At 62.8% G+C, this 17,571-nt stretch carries 14 protein-coding genes and 1 pseudogene; 3 read left to right on the forward strand and 12 right to left on the reverse strand.

The window, feature by feature from the left end:
* Positions 1–91: 91 nt before the first annotated feature.
* The 4 genes from JOH52_RS27145 to JOH52_RS27160 all read right to left on the reverse strand — a co-directional run bounded on the left by JOH52_RS27145 (position 92) and on the right by JOH52_RS27160 (position 4,955).
* Positions 92–1,702 carry an ABC transporter substrate-binding protein gene (locus tag JOH52_RS27145; protein ID WP_014527932.1) on the reverse strand — a complete coding sequence of 537 codons (1,611 nt, stop codon included), beginning with the start codon at positions 1,700–1,702 and terminating at the stop codon, positions 92–94.
* Between the two features lie 68 nt (positions 1,703–1,770).
* Positions 1,771–2,484 carry an HAD-IA family hydrolase gene (locus JOH52_RS27150; protein ID WP_026029646.1) on the reverse strand — a complete coding sequence of 238 codons (714 nt, stop codon included), beginning with the start codon at positions 2,482–2,484 and terminating at the stop codon, positions 1,771–1,773.
* A gap of 243 nt (positions 2,485–2,727) precedes the next feature.
* Positions 2,728–4,104, reverse strand: a complete 1,377-nt coding sequence (locus JOH52_RS27155) for an aspartate aminotransferase family protein (RefSeq protein WP_014531358.1) — start codon at positions 4,102–4,104, stop codon at positions 2,728–2,730.
* A 14-nt stretch (positions 4,105–4,118) separates the two neighbouring features.
* Positions 4,119–4,955: a GNAT family N-acetyltransferase gene (locus JOH52_RS27160; protein WP_013845668.1), complete on the reverse strand. Its 837-nt coding sequence runs from the start codon at positions 4,953–4,955 to the stop codon at positions 4,119–4,121.
* A 316-nt stretch (positions 4,956–5,271) separates the two neighbouring features.
* Between JOH52_RS27160 and JOH52_RS27165 the strand changes: the two genes are divergently transcribed.
* Positions 5,272–5,940 carry a haloacid dehalogenase type II gene (locus JOH52_RS27165; protein ID WP_014527929.1) on the forward strand — a complete coding sequence of 223 codons (669 nt, stop codon included), beginning with the start codon at positions 5,272–5,274 and terminating at the stop codon, positions 5,938–5,940.
* Between the two features lie 16 nt (positions 5,941–5,956).
* Positions 5,957–7,234, forward strand: coding sequence for an NAD(P)/FAD-dependent oxidoreductase (locus JOH52_RS27170; RefSeq protein WP_014527928.1), 1,278 nt, complete (start codon positions 5,957–5,959; stop codon positions 7,232–7,234).
* Positions 7,235–7,497: 263 nt separating this feature from the next.
* Here the strand turns inward: JOH52_RS27170 and JOH52_RS27175 are convergent, their stop codons facing one another.
* From JOH52_RS27175 to argE, 6 genes are all read right to left on the reverse strand, one after another.
* A complete protein-coding gene (locus tag JOH52_RS27175) occupies positions 7,498–8,952 on the reverse strand; it encodes an NAD-dependent succinate-semialdehyde dehydrogenase (protein WP_017272288.1) in 1,455 nt (484 codons plus the stop codon).
* Positions 8,953–8,986: 34 nt separating this feature from the next.
* Positions 8,987–10,030, reverse strand: coding sequence for a tartrate dehydrogenase (locus JOH52_RS27180; RefSeq protein WP_014527926.1), 1,044 nt, complete (start codon positions 10,028–10,030; stop codon positions 8,987–8,989).
* Positions 10,031–10,039: 9 nt separating this feature from the next.
* Entirely contained in the window at positions 10,040–11,503 is a 1,464-nt protein-coding gene (locus tag JOH52_RS27185; RefSeq protein ID WP_014531360.1) for an aldehyde dehydrogenase family protein, read from the reverse strand.
* 332 nt (positions 11,504–11,835) lie between these two features.
* A complete protein-coding gene (locus JOH52_RS27190) occupies positions 11,836–12,189 on the reverse strand; it encodes a cupin domain-containing protein (RefSeq protein ID WP_010967972.1) in 354 nt (117 codons plus the stop codon).
* 90 nt (positions 12,190–12,279) lie between these two features.
* A complete protein-coding gene (locus tag JOH52_RS27195; RefSeq protein ID WP_014531362.1) occupies positions 12,280–13,203 on the reverse strand; it encodes a 2-hydroxyacid dehydrogenase in 924 nt (307 codons plus the stop codon).
* A gap of 11 nt (positions 13,204–13,214) precedes the next feature.
* Positions 13,215–14,339 (reverse strand): acetylornithine deacetylase, encoded by a 1,125-nt coding sequence (gene argE, locus JOH52_RS27200; protein ID WP_013845663.1) that lies wholly within the window; start codon positions 14,337–14,339, stop codon positions 13,215–13,217.
* Positions 14,340–14,667: 328 nt separating this feature from the next.
* Between argE and JOH52_RS27205 the strand changes: the two genes are divergently transcribed.
* Positions 14,668–15,558, forward strand: a complete 891-nt coding sequence (locus tag JOH52_RS27205) for a GNAT family N-acetyltransferase (RefSeq protein WP_014531363.1) — start codon at positions 14,668–14,670, stop codon at positions 15,556–15,558.
* Positions 15,559–15,752: 194 nt separating this feature from the next.
* On the opposite strand, the gene JOH52_RS27210 is transcribed toward JOH52_RS27205, so the two are convergent.
* Both JOH52_RS27210 and JOH52_RS36235 read right to left on the reverse strand, forming a co-directional pair.
* The gene (locus tag JOH52_RS27210) at positions 15,753–17,063 is read right to left on the reverse strand and encodes a PQQ-dependent sugar dehydrogenase (RefSeq protein ID WP_017265537.1); all 1,311 of its coding nucleotides are present in this window, start codon (positions 17,061–17,063) and stop codon (positions 15,753–15,755) included.
* Between the two features lie 282 nt (positions 17,064–17,345).
* Positions 17,346–17,514, reverse strand: a pseudogene (locus JOH52_RS36235) (Fic family protein); the annotation flags it as partial.
* Positions 17,515–17,571 lie beyond the last annotated feature (57 nt).

The raw sequence follows: 17,571 nt of genomic DNA on the forward strand, positions 1-17,571 counted from the left end.
GGCGCTCCCTTTCGGCTTTTCAAGACAGGTTTCGAATCAAAGTGCCGGGGGCGCAGCGATGCGGTTGCAGCCCCCCAGCCCAGTTGCTCAGTCAGGCCTCGAGCCAGACATATTCCGCAAAAGCATAACCCATCTGCCCGCCAAGCGGATTGGCTTCCAGGCCCTTAAGCTTGGCGGTGATCGCGTCGACATTGGAGATATAGGCCGGAATGATGGTGCCGGCTTCACTAGCGACCATCACCTGCATCTCATTATAGATCGCCTTGCGCCTCTCCTGGTCGAGCGAGCCACGCGCCTCTATCAGCATCTTATCGAACTTCTCCGACTTGTATTGGCTCTCGTTCCACGGAGCCTCCGAGGAGTAGAGCAGAGAGAACAGGATATCCGGCGTGGGGCGCGGGTTGATGTTGCCGAAGTGGACCGGCGCCTTCAGCCAGTAATTATCCCAGTAACCGTCTGCGGGAACGCGCTGGACATCGAGCTTCAATCCGATTTCGGCAGCGGAGGCCTGGATGATCATCGCCATATCGACCGCGGAGTTCGCTGCATCGGAGGCAACCACCGGGATCGACTGGCCTAGCATGCCGGCCTTCTCGAAGTGGAACTTCGCCTTCTCGGGGTCGAAGGCGCGCGGCTTCAGGTCGGGATTGTGATAGAAGTTGGCCGGGGATACCGGCTGGTCGTTGCCGACCTCACCTAGACCCCGAAGCGCCGACTTAACGATCTGCTCGCGGTTGACGAGATACTTCATGCCTTCGACGAAGTCGCGCTTGCTGCCGGGTTCCATGTCCAGCCGCATGTTGAGGTTGGTGTAGTTGCCGGAGGTCGTCTTCGAGAGGACGAAGCCGGCGCCCTGACTCTCGACCAGGCGCATGGAGCGCGGATTGATCGTGGCGGCGAGGTGGATGTCGCCGGACAAGAGCGCATTCACCCGGGAACTGTCGTCGCTGATCGCGAAGTACTCGAAAGAGTCCACGTTCGGTCCGGACTTCCAGTAGTTCTTGTTCTTGATGCCGACGGAGCGCACGCCAGGCTCGAAGACTTCTCTCACGAAAGCGCCGGTGCCGTTCCCTTTTGAGAAGTCGGTGGTGCCGTCGGCGACGATCATGAAGTGGTGCATCGAGAGGATCGTCGGCAGGTCGGCATTAGGGCTCGCAAGCGTGATTTCGACCGTCTGCTTGTCCACCGCCTTGAAGCCCGTCATCTGCGCGGCGATCTTGGCGACCTTTGAACCGACAGACGGGTCGAGGTGGCGCTTCAGCGAGAAGATCACGTCGTCGGCTGTTAGCGGCTTGCCATCATGGAAGGTGACGCCCTTCCTCAGCTTGACGGTCCAGGTCTTCGCATCCTTGGTTTCGATGGCTTCGGCCAGCTCCATCTGCGGCGTGCCGCCTTTATCGAGGAAGGCGAGGCGGTTATAGAAGGAGCAGCAGCGGACATAGTCGGTGGAGAGCGATGCCTTGGCCGGATCGAGCGTGTCGGCGGTGGAAGCCGACCACCCGGCCGCTCTGAGCGTACCGCCGGAGACCGGCGTTGCAGCAACCGCATTCCCGGCTCGGCCGAGCACCAGGCTGCCGGCGGAGAGGGCGGCACCGCCGGCCAGCATCATCTGCAGGAGCTCGCGGCGTGTCGCTCCGCGACGAATGGCCGTTTCGACCATAGCGTCGTCGGATCTGGTCCAGTTGGTGATCTTGTCGTTCATGTCATTCCCCTTTTCGTTTGTGGCGGCTGCCCGTCTTACGCGGGTTCGGACCCGATACGGTGAACTGGTCAGCCGCGTGCGACGACCACGGCATCGGCAAGAGCGGCCATGGAGGTGAAATGGTAATCGGGTGCGGTGAATTCGGCGGGCTCAATAGTGCCGCCATAGCCCTTCTGTGCGTGGCGACGCTCGATCCAACAGTTGGCCAACCCGAGCTTCCGGGAAATGCCGATATCGTGATATTGGCTCTGGGCGACATGCAGAATGTCGTCCTTTGAATTTCCTTCCGAGCCGACGAAATCGAAGACCTTCTCGAAGAAGACGGGGTCCGGTTTTTCAGTCCCGGTATCGTCGGCCGTAAATGCCGCGTAAAAAGGGTTGCCCAGCTGCTGGGCGAAGAGATCGAAGGCCCAGCGACGGGCATTGGTCATCGCCACGAGCCGGCAACTTTTGGCAAGCCGTGCCAGCGCCTCGGCGCTGTCGGCAAAACCTTTCCAGTTCTTCGTGGAGTCCCTGAAACGTTCTCCATATTTCGGTTCGGCTGGCAGGCCAAGCTTTGGCGCGATTTCAAGGTAGACCCGTACGAGGTCGTCTGGGAAGAGGTCGGCGTCCTTGGAATAGCGCGCTGCGCGGTAAAGGCTGAGCGCTTCCTCGCCATCGATCGCGACACCTGCCTCGGCGGCAATGCCGGCGAGACAGTCCTTGAGGCCACCTTCGAAGTCGATCAGGGTGCCGACGACGTCGAAAGTCATGTATTTGAACTCCTGAAGGCTCTTGCGCACGTCGATACCCCAGTTTTTCGGGCGCTCCCTCGGGAGCACGGCTTCGTGAAGAAGGTTATACTGTTCCCGGCGGCGGGTGATTTTCCCGCTCTTGGTAAAAGGGCTCGAATTTGCTCGGATCCGGTCCTTTTCCTCGACTCCAGTTTGGCACTTGTGCTGCACGGAAGTGGCCGAAAAGACATTCTGAAGCGGCACAAAATTCCGAATATGACGTTTTCGCGATATATCGCGCCCCGTCATGCGTCAGGTCTTCAGAGCCCGGCGAACGTCCGGGTCCTCCAGGGTCTCATCCAGTGATTGGCGGGTGCGCTCGATAATCGCGTCGATTTCCGTTTCGCTGCAGCAGAGAGGCGGCGCATAGCCGAGCACGCCATTGGCGAAGGCGCGGATGACGAGACCATTTTCCCAGGCACGGTCGAAGATGCGGCGCGCAGGTTCCGCGGCTGCCGGCAAAGGGGTCTTCTGCGCCTTGTCGACGACGAGTTCAATGGCCGCGAGCATGCCACGGCCGCGCACGTCGCCGACGAGCGGGTGATCCCTCAGGCTTCCGAGACCTTCCATCAGTCGGGCACCGGCCTTCACGCCGTTCTCCAAAAGACCGTTCTCGTAAAGCCTCAGCACCTCGAGGCCGACGGCGGCGCTGACCGGGTGGGCCGAATAGGTGTAGCCGTGGCCAACGGCGGAAGCGCCGGCACCGTCGGCTATCGTCTGGTAGATGTGGTCGGCCATGAAGACGGCACCCATCGGCACATAGCCGGAAGTGAGACCTTTGGCCGTGGTGATGAAGTCCGGCACGATCTCTTCTTCGGTCGAGGCAAAGAGCGGACCGGTGCGCCCGAAGCCGGTGATCACCTCGTCGGCCACGAAGAGGATGCCGAGGTCGCGGCAGAGCTCGCGCATCGCCTTCACCCAGCCCCTGGGCGGCACAAGCACGCCGCCCGACCCCTGGATAGGTTCGGCATAGAAGGCAGCAACGCGCTCGGGGCCGATTTCCTCGACCTTGCGCCTGAGGGCTGTGAGCGAGGCCGCGATGATCGCCTGCGGATCATCACCCACCGGATTGCGGTAGGCGTAGTGCGACGGAATTTTGTGCTGCCAGTCGAAGGGTATGCCGAAGCCGGTGTGGAAGGCGGGCAGCGCCGTCAGGCCCGCCCCGACGGTCGAGGAACCGTGGTAGCCTTGCTCGACCGAGATGAACTGGTCGCGCTGCGGCTCGCCCCGCGCAATCCAGTAGTAGCGGATGAAGCGGATCGTACTGTCGACGGCGTCGGAGCCGCCGAGCGTGAAATAAACATGATTTAAATTGCCCGGCGCGCGCTCTGCGAGTTCCGAGGCGAGGCGGATCGCCGGTTCCGAACCGAGGCCGAAATAGGCCGTCGCGTAGGACAGCTCGCGCATCTGCTTTGCCGCCGCCTCGACGATTGTCTCGTGGCCATAGCCGGCATTGACGCACCAGAGACCGGCAAAGCCGTCGATCAGTTGCTTGCCTGAAGCGTCGGTGACCGTCGCGCCTTTGGCCGAGGCAAGCACGCGCACGCCGAGCTTTTCGTGGCCGCGATAGGAGGCGACCGGATGGATGAGGTGGGCGCGATCGAGTTCGATGAGGGAGTTGCTGTACATCAAGAACCTCCGGATCAGCCGAGCGCCTGGTTGGCGAGGGCAAAGGTGTTAGCGATGGGATCGGCGGCGCGGCGGATCGGTGGCTTCATCATGGCGATGCCGCCGCCGACATGAGCGAGCCCCTGTTCGGCAAGCCATACGGAGAGGCCCGTGCCGGCGGTCGTATCGACGCGGAGGAACCGGCCCGGCCGTGCGGCGATGAAATGGGCGACGAGTGCCTTGGCATTATCGAGGTCGGCGGCGACCACGGGACCGATGACCTCGCCACGGCCGAAGGCACGCAGCGCGGCGAACCCGGTGACGCGGCCGTCGCGGCGAAGGACGGCGAATTCGCCCACCTTGGCGAGATAGGCAATCAACGCTCCACGGTCGGCGCCGAAGGCAAGGCGGTCGAGTTTGGCGATCGCTTCGACATCGGCGGTGCTCGCAGCCTCCGGTTCGGCCGCTGCGGCGATTTCTCCGACTACGCCCTGATGCTGCAGGACGGCGTCGCTCTCGCCAAAACCGAGCTTGTCATAGAGCGGCAGGCCTTCGGCCGTCGCCACCAGCCGGAGCGGCCGGTCGCCGGCGATCCGGAATGCGGCGTCCATCAGCTTGCGACCGAGGCCGCGACCGCGCACCGCCTCGTCGACGATGACCATGTTGATGGTCGCGCAGTCCCTTTTATATGGGGTGACAAGCACGGTGCCGACGACCCGCCCGTCCTCAACGGCGACGATACCTTCGCTCAAGGCGAGCGCCATCTGCCAGTCTTCCAGCCGATGCGGCCAACCGGCCTGCCGCGAGAGCCTGATGGCGGCTTCAAGATACTCGGGACCGAAGGCGGTGAGTTCGATCTCATTTGTCTGCATGGGGATGTCCTTCATTTCTGCTCTGAAGTCTGAAGGAGTGCCGGCCGGCAGTTCGTCTGAAGGCTGCGGTCCAAGCGAAATCTTATAGCTTTGCTCTCACGGACCGCCGCATCTTATGCTGCCAGGCAAGAACGGCAGCGAAAATCTGGGCGGCAATAAGCAGAGCGGCAGGCAAAGCTCGCAACCTTCTGCCAAAGCCGACTTTGGATACGATAGATTCTGCTTCTATTCTTGCGAAATCAGGTGAGCCGAGGAATGAGCTGGCGCCTATGATCTTACACGTAAACCCTGGTCCGCTCTTTCGAGGATAGTTCACATGTCGATCTTCCGTCCGAAATACATCACCTTCGATTGCTATGGCACGCTAACCAACTTCCAGATGGCGGAAGCGGCGCGCGACCTTTACAGCGAACAGCTCGACGAGGCGCGCATGGCGGAATTTATCAAGAATTTCGCTGCCTACCGCCTCGACGAGATCCTCGGCGACTGGAAGCCCTATGCGGAGGTGGTGCATAATTCGCTCGAACGGACCTGCAAGCGCAACGGCATTGAATTCCGCGAGGAAGCGGCGCGCATGGTCTATGAACGCGTCCCGACCTGGGGTCCGCACGCCGACGTACCGGCGGGGCTCGCCAGGGTCGCCAAGGAGATCCCGCTTGTCATCCTGTCCAACGCGATGAACTCGCAGATCATGTCGAATGTCGAGAAGCTCGGCGCTCCTTTCCACGCGGTCTATACCGCGGAACAGGCGCTGGCTTACAAGCCACGTTTCAAGGCGTTCGAATACATGCTCGACATGCTCGGCTGCGGTCCGGAGGATATTCTCCATTGTTCATCCTCCTTTCGCTATGACCTGATGTCGGCGCATGACCTCGGCATCAAGAACAAGGTCTGGGTGAATCGCGGCCATGAGCCGGCCAACCCCTATTACGGCTACGTGGAGATCGCCGACATTTCGGGGCTTCCTGGCGTCGTCGGTCTTTAGAGAGAGGCGTAGCGCCATGAAATTCCTGTCCTACTGGCACGACACCGCCCCGGCCTTTGCCGGGGCTGCTCAGGGTTCGGTCGAAGGCCATTTCGACGTCGCCGTGATCGGCGGCGGCTTCACCGGCCTCGCTGCTGCTCGGCAGCTCGCCAAGGCGGGCTCGAAGGTCGTCGTGCTGGAGGCGGAGAAGGTCGGCTGGGGCGCCTCCGGCCGCAATGGCGGACACCTCAACAACGGACTTGCGCATAGCTATCTGGCGGCCAAAGCGGAGCTCGGCAAGGAGCGGGCGATCGCGCTTTACAAGGCGCTCGACGACTCGATCGACACGATTGAGGCATTGATCGCGGAGGAGGGAATCGACTGCAGTCTCCGCCGCGCCGGCAAGCTGAAGCTCGCCTCCAAGCCTCAGCATTTCGAGACGATCGCACGCAACTTCGAAGCCGTGCACGCGGAGGTCGATCCCGACACGGCGCTACTTAGCGCAGACGACCTTAAGCAGGAACTCGGCGCGCCTTTCTTCGGCGCCATGCTCTCGAAGAAAAGCGCGATGATGCATATGGGCCGTTACGTCGTCGGTCTCGCCGAAGCGGCCACGCGTCACGGCGCCACGATCTTCGAGCAGGCAGCCGTCACTGAGCATCGACAGGAAGGCGGCGGTCGGCACGCGTTGAAGACCACGCGCGGCAACGTCACTGCGGATGCAGTGCTCGTCGCCACCGGCGCCTATACGCCTTCGGCCTTCGGCTATTTCCGCCGCAGGATCATCGCGGTCGGCAGCTTCATCATTGCCACCCGGCCGCTGACGGCGGAGGAGATCGAGGCGACGATGCCGGGCAACCGCACCTGCGTCACGTCGATGAACATCGGCAACTATTTCAGGCTCTCGCCAGACAGCCGGCTGATCTTCGGCGGCCGCGCCCGCTTCTCGGCGACGTCCGACCAACGCTCGGACGCGAAAAGCGGTGCGATCCTCAAGGCGAGTCTGGCCGAGATCTTTCCGCAGCTCGCCAAGGTCGACATCGATTATTGCTGGGGCGGTCTCGTCGACATGACCAAAGACCGCTTCCCCCGCGCCGGCTATCACGATGGAGTCTGGTACGCCATGGGCTATTCCGGCCATGGCGCACAGCTTTCGACTCATCTTGGGATGATCATTGCGGACGCGATCCTCGGCCGGCCGGACCGAAATCCACTGAAGGGTTTCGAGTGGCCGGCGGTGCCGGGCCATTTCGGCAAACCATGGTTTCTGCCGCTCGTGGGCATGTATTACAAGATGCTGGACAGGGTCGGGTAGACAGCGCAGGCTTATAAGGAAGGGCGCGGACCGGAAAGGTGCCGCGCCCTTCTTGCTTGGAGATTTAGCCTGAGCATGCTGCCTAAGGCGTGCAGCAGTCTTGCGGCGGCGACATGCGCAAGGACAAGGAACTGAAGCGCCTCGCATGCGCTTGAGGGCGGGATGAGGAATGGACGGTGGCTTTCCGCGCCCATAGCGCTCTAACCTGACAACCCGATCAAGTTTAGGGTCTTGGGTCGATCCGACCCAAGATCCTCGGGACCCTAGTCCAGCCCCCCGATGTGGAAGCTCTTCATCTCGAGATATTCTTCGATGCCGACCTGGGCGCCCTCGCGTCCGAGGCCGGATTGCTTGACGCCGCCGAAGGGCGCGACTTCGGTCGAGATGGCGCCGGTGTTAAGGCCGATCATGCCAAACTCCAGTGCTTCCGCCACCCGCCAGGAGCGCTTCAGGCCTTCGGTGTAGAAATAAGCGGCCAGCCCAAAGGGCGTGCCGTTGGCGATGGCGATCGCCTCGTCTTCGGTCTCGAAGCGGAAGAGCGGGGCAACGGGACCGAAGGTTTCCTCGCTGGCGAGCAGCATGTCCGTGGTGGCGCCGGTGAGCACAATCGGGGCCGTATATTGCCGGCCCCCCGGCACCGACCTGCCACGCGCCGCCAGCTTTGCGCCCTTGGCAATCGCGTCTTCGACGTGGCGGTCGATCTTGTCGATCGCAGCCTCATTGATCATCGGGCCAATTGCGATGCCGGGCTCCGTCCCCGGGCCTACCTTCATCGCGTTGACGCGGGCGCCGAGCTTCTCGGCGAAGGCGTCATAGACGCCGGCCTGCACGAGAATTCGGTTGGCGCAGACGCAGGTCTGCCCGCCATTGCGGAACTTCGACGCGATCGCGCCTTCCACCGCAAGATCGAGATTGGCGTCGTCGAAAACGATGAAGGGGGCATTGCCGCCGAGTTCGAGCGAGAGCCGCTTGACGCTGTCTGCAGCGCCGCGCATCAGCAGCGAACCGACGCGGGTCGAGCCGGTGAAGGAGATCTTGCGTACCGTCTCGTTCGTCATGAACTCGTTACCGATCGCCGTCGGCATGCCCGTGACGATATTGACGACGCCGGCCGGAATGCCGGCGCGCTCGGCGAGCACGCCGAGGGCGAGCGCCGAGAAGGGCGTGAACTCCGAGGGCTTGATGACCACCGTGCAGCCGGCGGCGAGCGCCGGGGCGACCTTCCGGGTGATCATCGCGTTGGGGAAATTCCACGGCGTGACGATGGCGCAGACGCCGACCGCTTCCTTCAGCACGACGATGCGGCGGTCCGACGTCGGGGAGGGAATGGTGTGGCCGCCGATGCGGCGGGATTCTTCCGCGAACCATTTGACAAAGGCGGCGCCGTAGCGGATCTCGCCACGCGCCTCCTCGAGCGGCTTGCCCTGTTCCATCGTCACGAGCACCGCCAGATCTTCGAGGTTTTCGATCATCAGCGCGTGCCAGCGCTCGAGCACGGCGGCGCGTTCGGCGTGGGTTTTCTTCTTCCAAGGTCCGAAGGAGGCATTGGCCGCTTCGATGGCCGCGCGGGTTTCGGCCGTTCCCATGTCGGGCACGGTGCCGAGAACGGCCTGGTTCGCAGGATCGATGACGTCGACGACCTCGCCCGAAGCTCCGGCGATCCACTCACCGCCGATCAGGCCCAATTGCCGGAAGAGTTCCTTGTCCTTCAATCTCATGTGTTTATCCCTCCTGTGTTTATCCCTCTTGCGATCAGTCGAGCGCGGCGAGCACTGCCGCGGTGATGGATCGGGTCCTGTCTTTTCCCGAAACGGTGCCGATGCCGCGGATGGTCGTGCGTTCGAGCGCGGCCATGATCATCCCCGCGGCCTCTCTTTCTCCAAGATGCTCGAGCATCATCGCGCCGGACCAGATGGCGGCGATGGGGTTGGCGATGCCGAGATGGGCGATATCCGGGGCCGAACCGTGCACCGGCTCGAACATGGAGGGGGCGCTTCTGTCCGGATTGATGTTGGCGGAAGCGGCAAAGCCCAAACCGCCCTGTATGGCGGCGCCGAGATCGGTGAGGATGTCTCCGAAGAGGTTCGAGGCGACAACGACATCGAGGCTTTCGGGCGCCATCACGACGCGCGCGGCCATGGCATCAATGTGATAGCTCGTCACCTCGACGTCCGGATACTCGGCAGCGAGCTGTCGCGTGACCTCATCCCAGAACACCATCGAGTGTTTCTGGGCGTTCGATTTGGTCACCGAGGCGAGCTTGCCGCGTCGCTGACGTGCCTGCTCGAAGGCGAAGCGCAGGATCCGTTCGACACCCGCGCGGGTGAAGATTGAGGTCTCGACCGCCACCTCGTCCGCCGTGCCCTGATGGACGCGACCGCCGGCGCCGGAATATTCGCCCTCGGTATTCTCGCGGACGCAGAGGATATCGAAGTCGCTCGCCTTCAGCGGTCCTTCGACGCCCGACAGCAGTCTATGCGGCCGGATATTCGCATATTGCACGAAGGCCTTGCGGATTGGCAGCAGCAGGCCGTGCAGCGAGATGGAATCCGGCACCTCCGCGGGCCAGCCGACAGAGCCGAGCAGGATGGCGTCGAAAGGGCGCAGCGCTTCGATGCCGTCCGCCGGCATCATCGCGCCGGTCTCCTTATAGAAGGCGCAGGACCAGGGAAAAGACGTACCGGTTAACGTGAAGCCGGAATGCCTGGCGACGGTGGAAAGGACCTGCCAGGCGGCATCCGTCACTTCCTGGCCGATCCCGTCGCCGGGGATGAGTGCGATCGAATAGGATTTCATTGCTTTCCCCTAGAGGCTGATGAGCACGCTCTTGCTCTTGCGGTTGGCGTGGTAAGCCTCGCGGCCAAGATCCCTGCCGATGCCGGAGCGCTTGTAGCCGCCGGTCGGCAGGATGTGGTCGCGAGAGCGGCTGTAGCGGTTGACCCAGACGGTTCCGGCCTGGAGTCTTCGCGTCAGCCCCAGGGCGCGCGACAGGTCGCGGGTGAAGAGGCCGGCGGCAAGGCCGTAGGTCGGGTGATCGGCGAGCGCGAGCGCCTCCTCTTCGTCGGCGAAGGTCTGCATGGTGAGCACCGGGCCGAAGATTTCCTCGGTAATCGCCGGCGAGGAGCTGTCGCGTACGGCCATCAGCGTCGGCTGATAGAAATAGCCCGGCGCATCCATTTGGGCGCCACCGAACAGGCATTCGCCGCCCGCCTCGACGGCCGCCTCGACGATGCCGTGGATGCGGTTCAACTGGCGCTTCGAGATGATGGGCGAGTATTCGCTCGTCTCGTCCCAGGTCGGGCCCGGCTTCGCAGCCTCCATGCGCGTGACGATCGCTTCGGCGAGGGGAGCGGCAATGCATTCTTCGACGATCAGCCGGGAGCCAGCGACGCAGGCCTGGCCGGCATTCGAAAGCATGCTCTGCGCGATCGCCGCCGCCGCGTTGTCGAGATCGGCATCGGCGAAGACCAGTTGTGGGCTTTTTCCCCCGAGTTCCAGCGTCATCGGCTTAATGCCGGTGCGGGCGACGTTGGCCATGATAGCGGTCCCCGCGCCGGTCGAGCCGGTGAAGCTCACCTTAGCGATATCCGGGTGTCCGGTCATGGCCGTGCCGGTGACGGGGCCGTCGCCCAGAACGACGTTGATGAGGCCGGCCGGCAGACCGGCCCGGATCGCGAGCTCCGCAAGGTAGACAGTCGAGAACGGCGTCATTTCCGAGGGTTTCAGCACCACCGCATTGCCTGCCGCGAGTGCGGGGCCGAGCTTCCAGGCGGCCATGGAAACGGGAAAGTTCCAGGGCGTGATGGCACCGACGACGCCATAGGGCTCGGTCATGATCATGCCGAGATTGCTGTCGTCGGTTGGCACGAGATCGCTTCCCTCCTTGTCGGCGAATTCGGCGAAGAAACGGATCTGTTCGGCGCTGACCGCAATGTCGCCGGCGACGAGATGACCAACGGGCCGGGTTGAGGAAAGCGCCTCGAGCTTGGCGAGGGTTTCCGCCTCGCTTTCGATCAGGTCTGCCCAGCGCTGCAGCACGACTGTTCGCTCGCGCGGCCGCACGCCGCTCCAGTTGCTCGCCTTGAGCGCCTTCTTGGCGGTTTCGACGGCGCGATCGACGAGCACCTCATCCGCAAGCGGGCAGCCTGCATAAGACTTGCCATCGGAGGGGCGATGCATGTCGATGATGCCTTCGGCCGGCACCAGCCGACCGTCGATGAAGTGGCCGACGGGCAGGGGAAGTGTGTCTGGATCAAAGCTGAGTGTCATCGCGTATCCTCGGTATCGGCTTGAACTCAAAGCTACTGGAGGAACGCGAGCAGCATGCATCGACTGGAGATGCCGGCACGGTGGAAAATTACGTTTTTGGCGGCACGACAACCAAATCTTCGGCAGTCATTATGGCGCCTGCCGTGCGACGCGTCGGCAAGGTGTGGGAGGCGATCCGAGGAGGGCGGCGGACAGACGTCAGATAGTCAAGCGGAGACGGCGCGGTCGGTGATGGCACGCCCGAGAACCAGAGAGCGTGCCATCTTCAGCATGAAGGTAGAGAGAATGCTCTTGCGCGACCTCTGAGGCGACCGGGTCGCGCGGCCTCGGCGTCACATCACGGTCACGTAGATCTTGCGGACCGTCTCGATTGTCTTCCAGATGCCGACGAAGCCCGGCTTCATGACGAAGCTGTCGCCGCTCTTGTAAACGACCGGCTTCCCGTTCTCCGGCGTGAGTTCGACGACTCCGGAAAGAATATGGCAGAACTCGAAGGTCTCCCCCTTGACCGAGCGCGTCTCGCCGGGGGACGCTTCCCAGACGCCGGTTTGGATCATTTCCCCGCGTGCGACGTCCTGTGCCCAGGTCTTGAAGGCAGGATTGCCGGAGATCAGACGTTCGGGGAGCGGGCTGGACTCGCGCGGCGCGAAAGAAGGGTTGGTCTCGATGGTTTTCAAGAGCGACATGGTTTTCCTTTCCTGGGTTTAGAACTTGATGCATGCCGCCCAGCGGGTACAGGACAACCGGCATATGGCTTCGATCTGGTTCGACGCGCCTCAGTAGCCGCGGCGACGGTCGACCAGCCCGATCGGCTCGAGACCTTGCCGGTGCCGTTTGATATTCTCGATCACGGCTCTGGCGGCGGTTTCCGGCTGGGTGACGCTCGCGATGTGCGGCGTCAGCAGGATCTTCGGGTGGGTCCAGAAGCGATGACCAGAAGGAAGCGGTTCGGGGTCGGTCACATCGACCATGGCGCCGGAGAGATGGCCTTTATCGAGTCCCTCGACAAGTGCGTCGTGATCGAGTTGAGGGCCGCGGCCGACATGGACGAGTGCTGCACCGGCCGGGAGCCGAGCAAAGAGTTGGGCATTAAGGAAGCCGCGCGTCTCGTCGGTGAGCGGCAGGAGGCAGACGAGAATGTCGGTCGAGCCCAGCAAAGTGTCGAGACCGTTCCGGCCGCTTAGGCACCTCACGCCTTCGATTTCATGCGGGCTGTGGCTCCAGCCAGAGAGCGGAAAGCCGAAAGGCTTCAGCCGATCGAGTACCGCAGTTCCGAGCATGCCGAGCCCGAGCACGCCGACGCGGCGTTCGACCGCCTGGACCGGGGCAATGGCCTGCCAATTTTCGCCTTGCTGCTGCTCGAGATAGGCCGGCAGGTTGCGGTGATGCGCGAGCACGGCAAGTGTCACATATTCCTGCATCATCCGAACGATGCCGTCCTCGACCATGCGCACTACCCGCACATGCGGCGGCACCGCGTCGATGCGGAACTGGTCGACGCCGGCGCCGATCGAGAAGAGGATTTCGAGGCTGCGATAGCGTGCGAGATTGTCCGGCACCGTCCAGGTGATCAGGTACCGCACGGCATCGGGATCCACCGCTGCGGGATCCACGGCAAAAGGAATGTCGGGCAGCTCGCGCGCGAATGTTTCGGCGAAAATCGCGCCGCGCTTCGCATCGGAGTTGAAGAGGAAGGCCATGGCGCGTCTCCTTACGCTGTGCAGCGGGCGCCGAGCGCCTCGACCATCGCCCGACATGCCATGAGCTCATCGATGAGGATGTATTCGTCTGGCTTGTGGGCGCGCCCAATGTCACCGGGGCCGCAGATGATCGCGTCGATGCCGGCCCGTTGGAAAAGGCCCGCCTCGGTGCCGTAGCTGACGGCGGGGAGAGCTTCGCGGCCAGTCAACTCCTCGAGCAGGGCCGCCAGCGGAGCGTGAGGTTCAAGCGAAAGCGCCGGATAGGCACTGAGTTCCTGCCACTCCACCTCGAAGCCTAGTGTCGTCAACGCCTCGGCGGTCTTTCGCACCGGCGCCAGCAGCTCTGCCGGGTCGACGCCGGAAATCGCTCGGGCCTCGAACTCGACCTCGCAGCTGTCCGGAATGATGTTGACCGCCTGACCGCCCTTTACCGTTCCGATCTGGAGGGAGGAGTAGGGCGGTTCGAAGACATGCTCGAAGGGGCCGCCGACCAGCCGGTCGGCTTCCGCGACCGCCTGGGTCAGCACGCCTGCTACGCCGTGTATCGCATTCAGCCCCTGATCCGGGCGCGAAGAATGCCCGGAACGCCCCCTGACCGTCAGCCGTGCCGCCGCCTTGCCCTTGTGGGCACGGATCGCGCGCATGCCGGTCGGCTCGCCGATGATCGCGCCGAGCGGCTGGCGGCAAAGTTCCGGCAGGCGTGCGATCATGTGTGGTACGCCGCGGCAGCCTGCCTCCTCATCATAGGACAAGGCGAGGTGCAGCGGCCGACGAAGCGGCATTGCCGCAAGCTTCGGAACGGCTGCGAGAACGGCCGCAAGGAAACCCTTCATGTCGGTGGTGCCGCGGCCATAGAGCCGGTCCGCCTCGACGCGAAGGCGGAAGGGATCGCTCGTCCAGCCGGTCTCCGCCGCCGGAACGACGTCCATATGGCCGGAGATAATATAGCCACGCGCCTCTTTTGGCCCGATGGTGGCGAAGATGTTGGACCGATCGCCCTCCGGACCGGGAAGGACATCCACTGCGATGCCGTGGCTTTCCAAATAGCCGCGGATCCAGGACACGACGTCGTTGTTAGGTAGCCCCACGACGGAGCGAAAGCCGACGAGCTTCCCTAGTATTTCCGCTGCCTGCATTGGTGTCCTCGCAACATGCCCGGCTTGTCAATATCTGCCGTCGATCATGCGTCCGCAACGAAAGGTTTGTATCGCGTCGCCATGCATGAGATGACGGGCAAGCGACCGCTATCTCGCTTCTCCTAGATAGCTTAGAAGCCTGCGAACGATTTACATGCCGAAAGCGCATCGAATTCGGAGGATTGTTGTGCGCGCAATGCGCTCTCGAGCGAAACCTGTCGAGCGGCGGGCTTTATTGTGAACAATTGAAAAGCTTTCGCCGTTGCCTGGCCGGAACTGAATTGGTGAAGACGAGACGAAAGCAAAAGCAATGGCAGGGAGGCAAGTGGTGGACGCACCGGCATCCGAATCCAAGTTGATCGACAGCTTCAAAATGCACGTGGCTACAATTGAGAGCGCCAATCTCGAGCAGTTGCATGCCTTGTCCGTTTCCGTCGGTTGGCCTCTCCGCTCCGAGGACTTGCAGTTTCTGCGCGACTGCGGCCGCGGCTATGTCGCACACGACGACATTGGCAGGCTAACAGGTTCGGCCATGTGGTTCCCACATGGCGACGATTTCGCCACCATAGGCATGGTGATCACTTCCCCGCGTCTGCAGTCAAACGGCACCGCACGCTGGCTCATGGAACACGTGCTTTGGGATTGCTGCGGACGCAATCTCAGACTCAATGCAACGAGGGCCTCCCGCCGGCTCTATCATTCGCTCGATTTCCAGCCCATGCGGACCATATACCAATGCCAGGGCATCGTCCGCCAGGCCGACTCGACCGCAACGACGGAGCAGCCACCGGTCAGGCGACTGGAAGGCGAGGACCTTGCCGCCGTCGCTGAGCTGGATGCAGGGGCATTCGGCGTTTCGCGGACGACTCTGATCGGCAAACTCTTCGCGCAATCGGTCGGTTACGGCCTATTTCGTGGCGGTCGGCTGGAGGCTTTCGCGCTTTGTCGTCCTTTTGGCAGGGGCCATGTTATCGGCCCGGTCGTTGCAGACTCTGATGCCGACGCCCTCGCAGTGATCCGACGGCATGTCGCCGCACACGAAAACCAGTTTCTGAGGCTGGACACCCCGGTCGAGACCGGCCCTTTCGCGACATTTCTCTCCCAGTCCGGCCTGGCCGTGTTCGATACGGTGCTCGCAATGTCGCGTCGGGGCAAAGGCCGCGCCGACGTGGTACCAGGGTCGAACCTCTACGGCTTGGCAAGTCACGCCCTCGGCTGAGCCTTTACGGTCTCCGCGATTGGGAACGCAGACGCGAAGAGCGGCTTTGGGGGCAGTACCCGGACATTCCAAGCGGTGTCGTTAATCGGCCAACCAGCGACCTATCCGCCGGTGATAGGTGCGCGACAGCTCAACAGAACTTCGCGGTAGCGTGCAATCCCATATCGGTGCGGCGCGCGGCACCCGTTGTGCATTCAGCCGCGCTCCGCCTTGCCCGTCACGCGCCAGATCACATCGCCGACATCGTCCGCCACCAACAGGGAGCCGTCAGGGCCGATGGCAACTCCAACCGGCCGTCCATAGGACGCTCGCTCGTCGGGTGAAAGGAAACCCGTCAGAATGTCACGCGCCGGCCCGGCCGGGCGTCCATTCACGAATGGCACGAAGACAACCTTGTAGCCGCTCAGTGTGCTGCGGTTCCAAGAACCATGCTGGCCGATGACCATGCCCTCCGAAAAGCCGGGCAGAATGCCTGCGGGAAGCCAGCAAAGGCCAAGTGATGCAGTGTGTCCACCCAAGGCATAGTCCGGTGTTATAGCGGTTGCGACCATCGCCGGGTCCTGAGGCACCCGGTCGTCGACGATCTGCCCCCAATAGCAATAGGGCCATCCATAGAAGCCGCCGTCGCGCACTGATGTCAGATAGTCGGGAGGCGTCTCGTCGCCCAAGCCATCGCGCTCATTAACCACCGTCCAGAGTGCACCTGTTGTTGGCTCCCACGCCATGCCCACGGGGTTGCGCAAGCCGGAGGCAAATATGCGGTGCTCACCACTCTTGAGGTCAAGCTCGTGGATAGCGGCCCGTCCTTCCTCGACCGCCATTCCGCGCTCGCCTATGTTGCTGAGCGAACCGACGCCGATAAAGAGCTTTTGTCCATCGCGACTCGCAAGCAGACTTCGCGTCCAATGCCCGCCGGCCTTGAGGTCAGCCAGCTTTCGTCCGGTCGTGCTGATACGCGTGTCGCCCGTTCTATACGGGAACGCAACCACCCCATCTGTGTTGCAGACGTACAGCGTATCGCCCAGCAACGCCATGCCGAACGGCTGACGGAGTCCGTCGAGAAATACCGGGCGCACTTCGGCCACGCCGTCGCCATCGGCATCACGCAACAGCGTGATGCGATTTGGACTTGCGCCCACGGCGGCCGCGCGCTTCATCGTGCTGAACACGGCGTAGTCGAAGGCGGATTTGATGCCCCCCGGCTCGCTCAGTGCCTCAGCGACCAGTACGTCGCCATTCGGCAGCACATGAATCCACCGCGGATGTTTGAGCCCGGCCGCAAATGCGTTCACCTTGAGCCCGGCCGCCGCAGTAGGCATCTGCTCCGCGGCCCATCCCTTGGCTGTCGGCATCTTCAGTGTCGGAATACCCTGCGGCTTGGCTTTCGGGATTTTCGGGGTACTGCCATAAGCTGGTTCCAGAGAATCGCTGTCCTGGCGCCGCAAAAGGATAGCCGCAGCGCCGATCAGCGCGACCACACGACCGAAAATATCTGACAGACCCATGTGCCCTCCTAATCCTGATGTGCACGCTACCCGAAGCGCCTGCCGGTTAGTATCCTTAAACGGCATTGCTTTCATGGCGACCTCCCTGGGTGGGAAGCGCGCTACACCCGCTTGGCAGTTGGTGACAAAGATCTTGACTGGCTCCGGTTCGGCGGAGAGAGGGGCAAACTCAGGCGATGGCAGCCGTTCGCCACGAGCCTCGCGCCTGGCTTGTTCCCTTTCTGTGCTAAAGGATCGCATAACGAAGCGATTGGAGCCCACCAGCTGTATGCACGCTCAATGCTAGCTGCCCGCGCTGTCGCTGAGAACGTCCATGTACGCGCGATAAACGAACACCCGGCCTCGGCGTCGCCGGGGCTTCTTCGACGATTCCAAGGTTCTGTAGCTGGTCTAGCGCTGCGTTCACAGTTGGAACTGTGAGACCGCTCCGTTTAGACGCCGACATCGACGAGCCGCCATTCTACTCGCGCAATTGTTCGCCGTGCAGGGACCCGGACGCAAGCGGTCG

It is taken from the genome of Sinorhizobium meliloti (assembly GCF_017876815.1).
Taxonomy (GTDB): Bacteria; Pseudomonadota; Alphaproteobacteria; order Rhizobiales; family Rhizobiaceae; genus Sinorhizobium; species Sinorhizobium meliloti.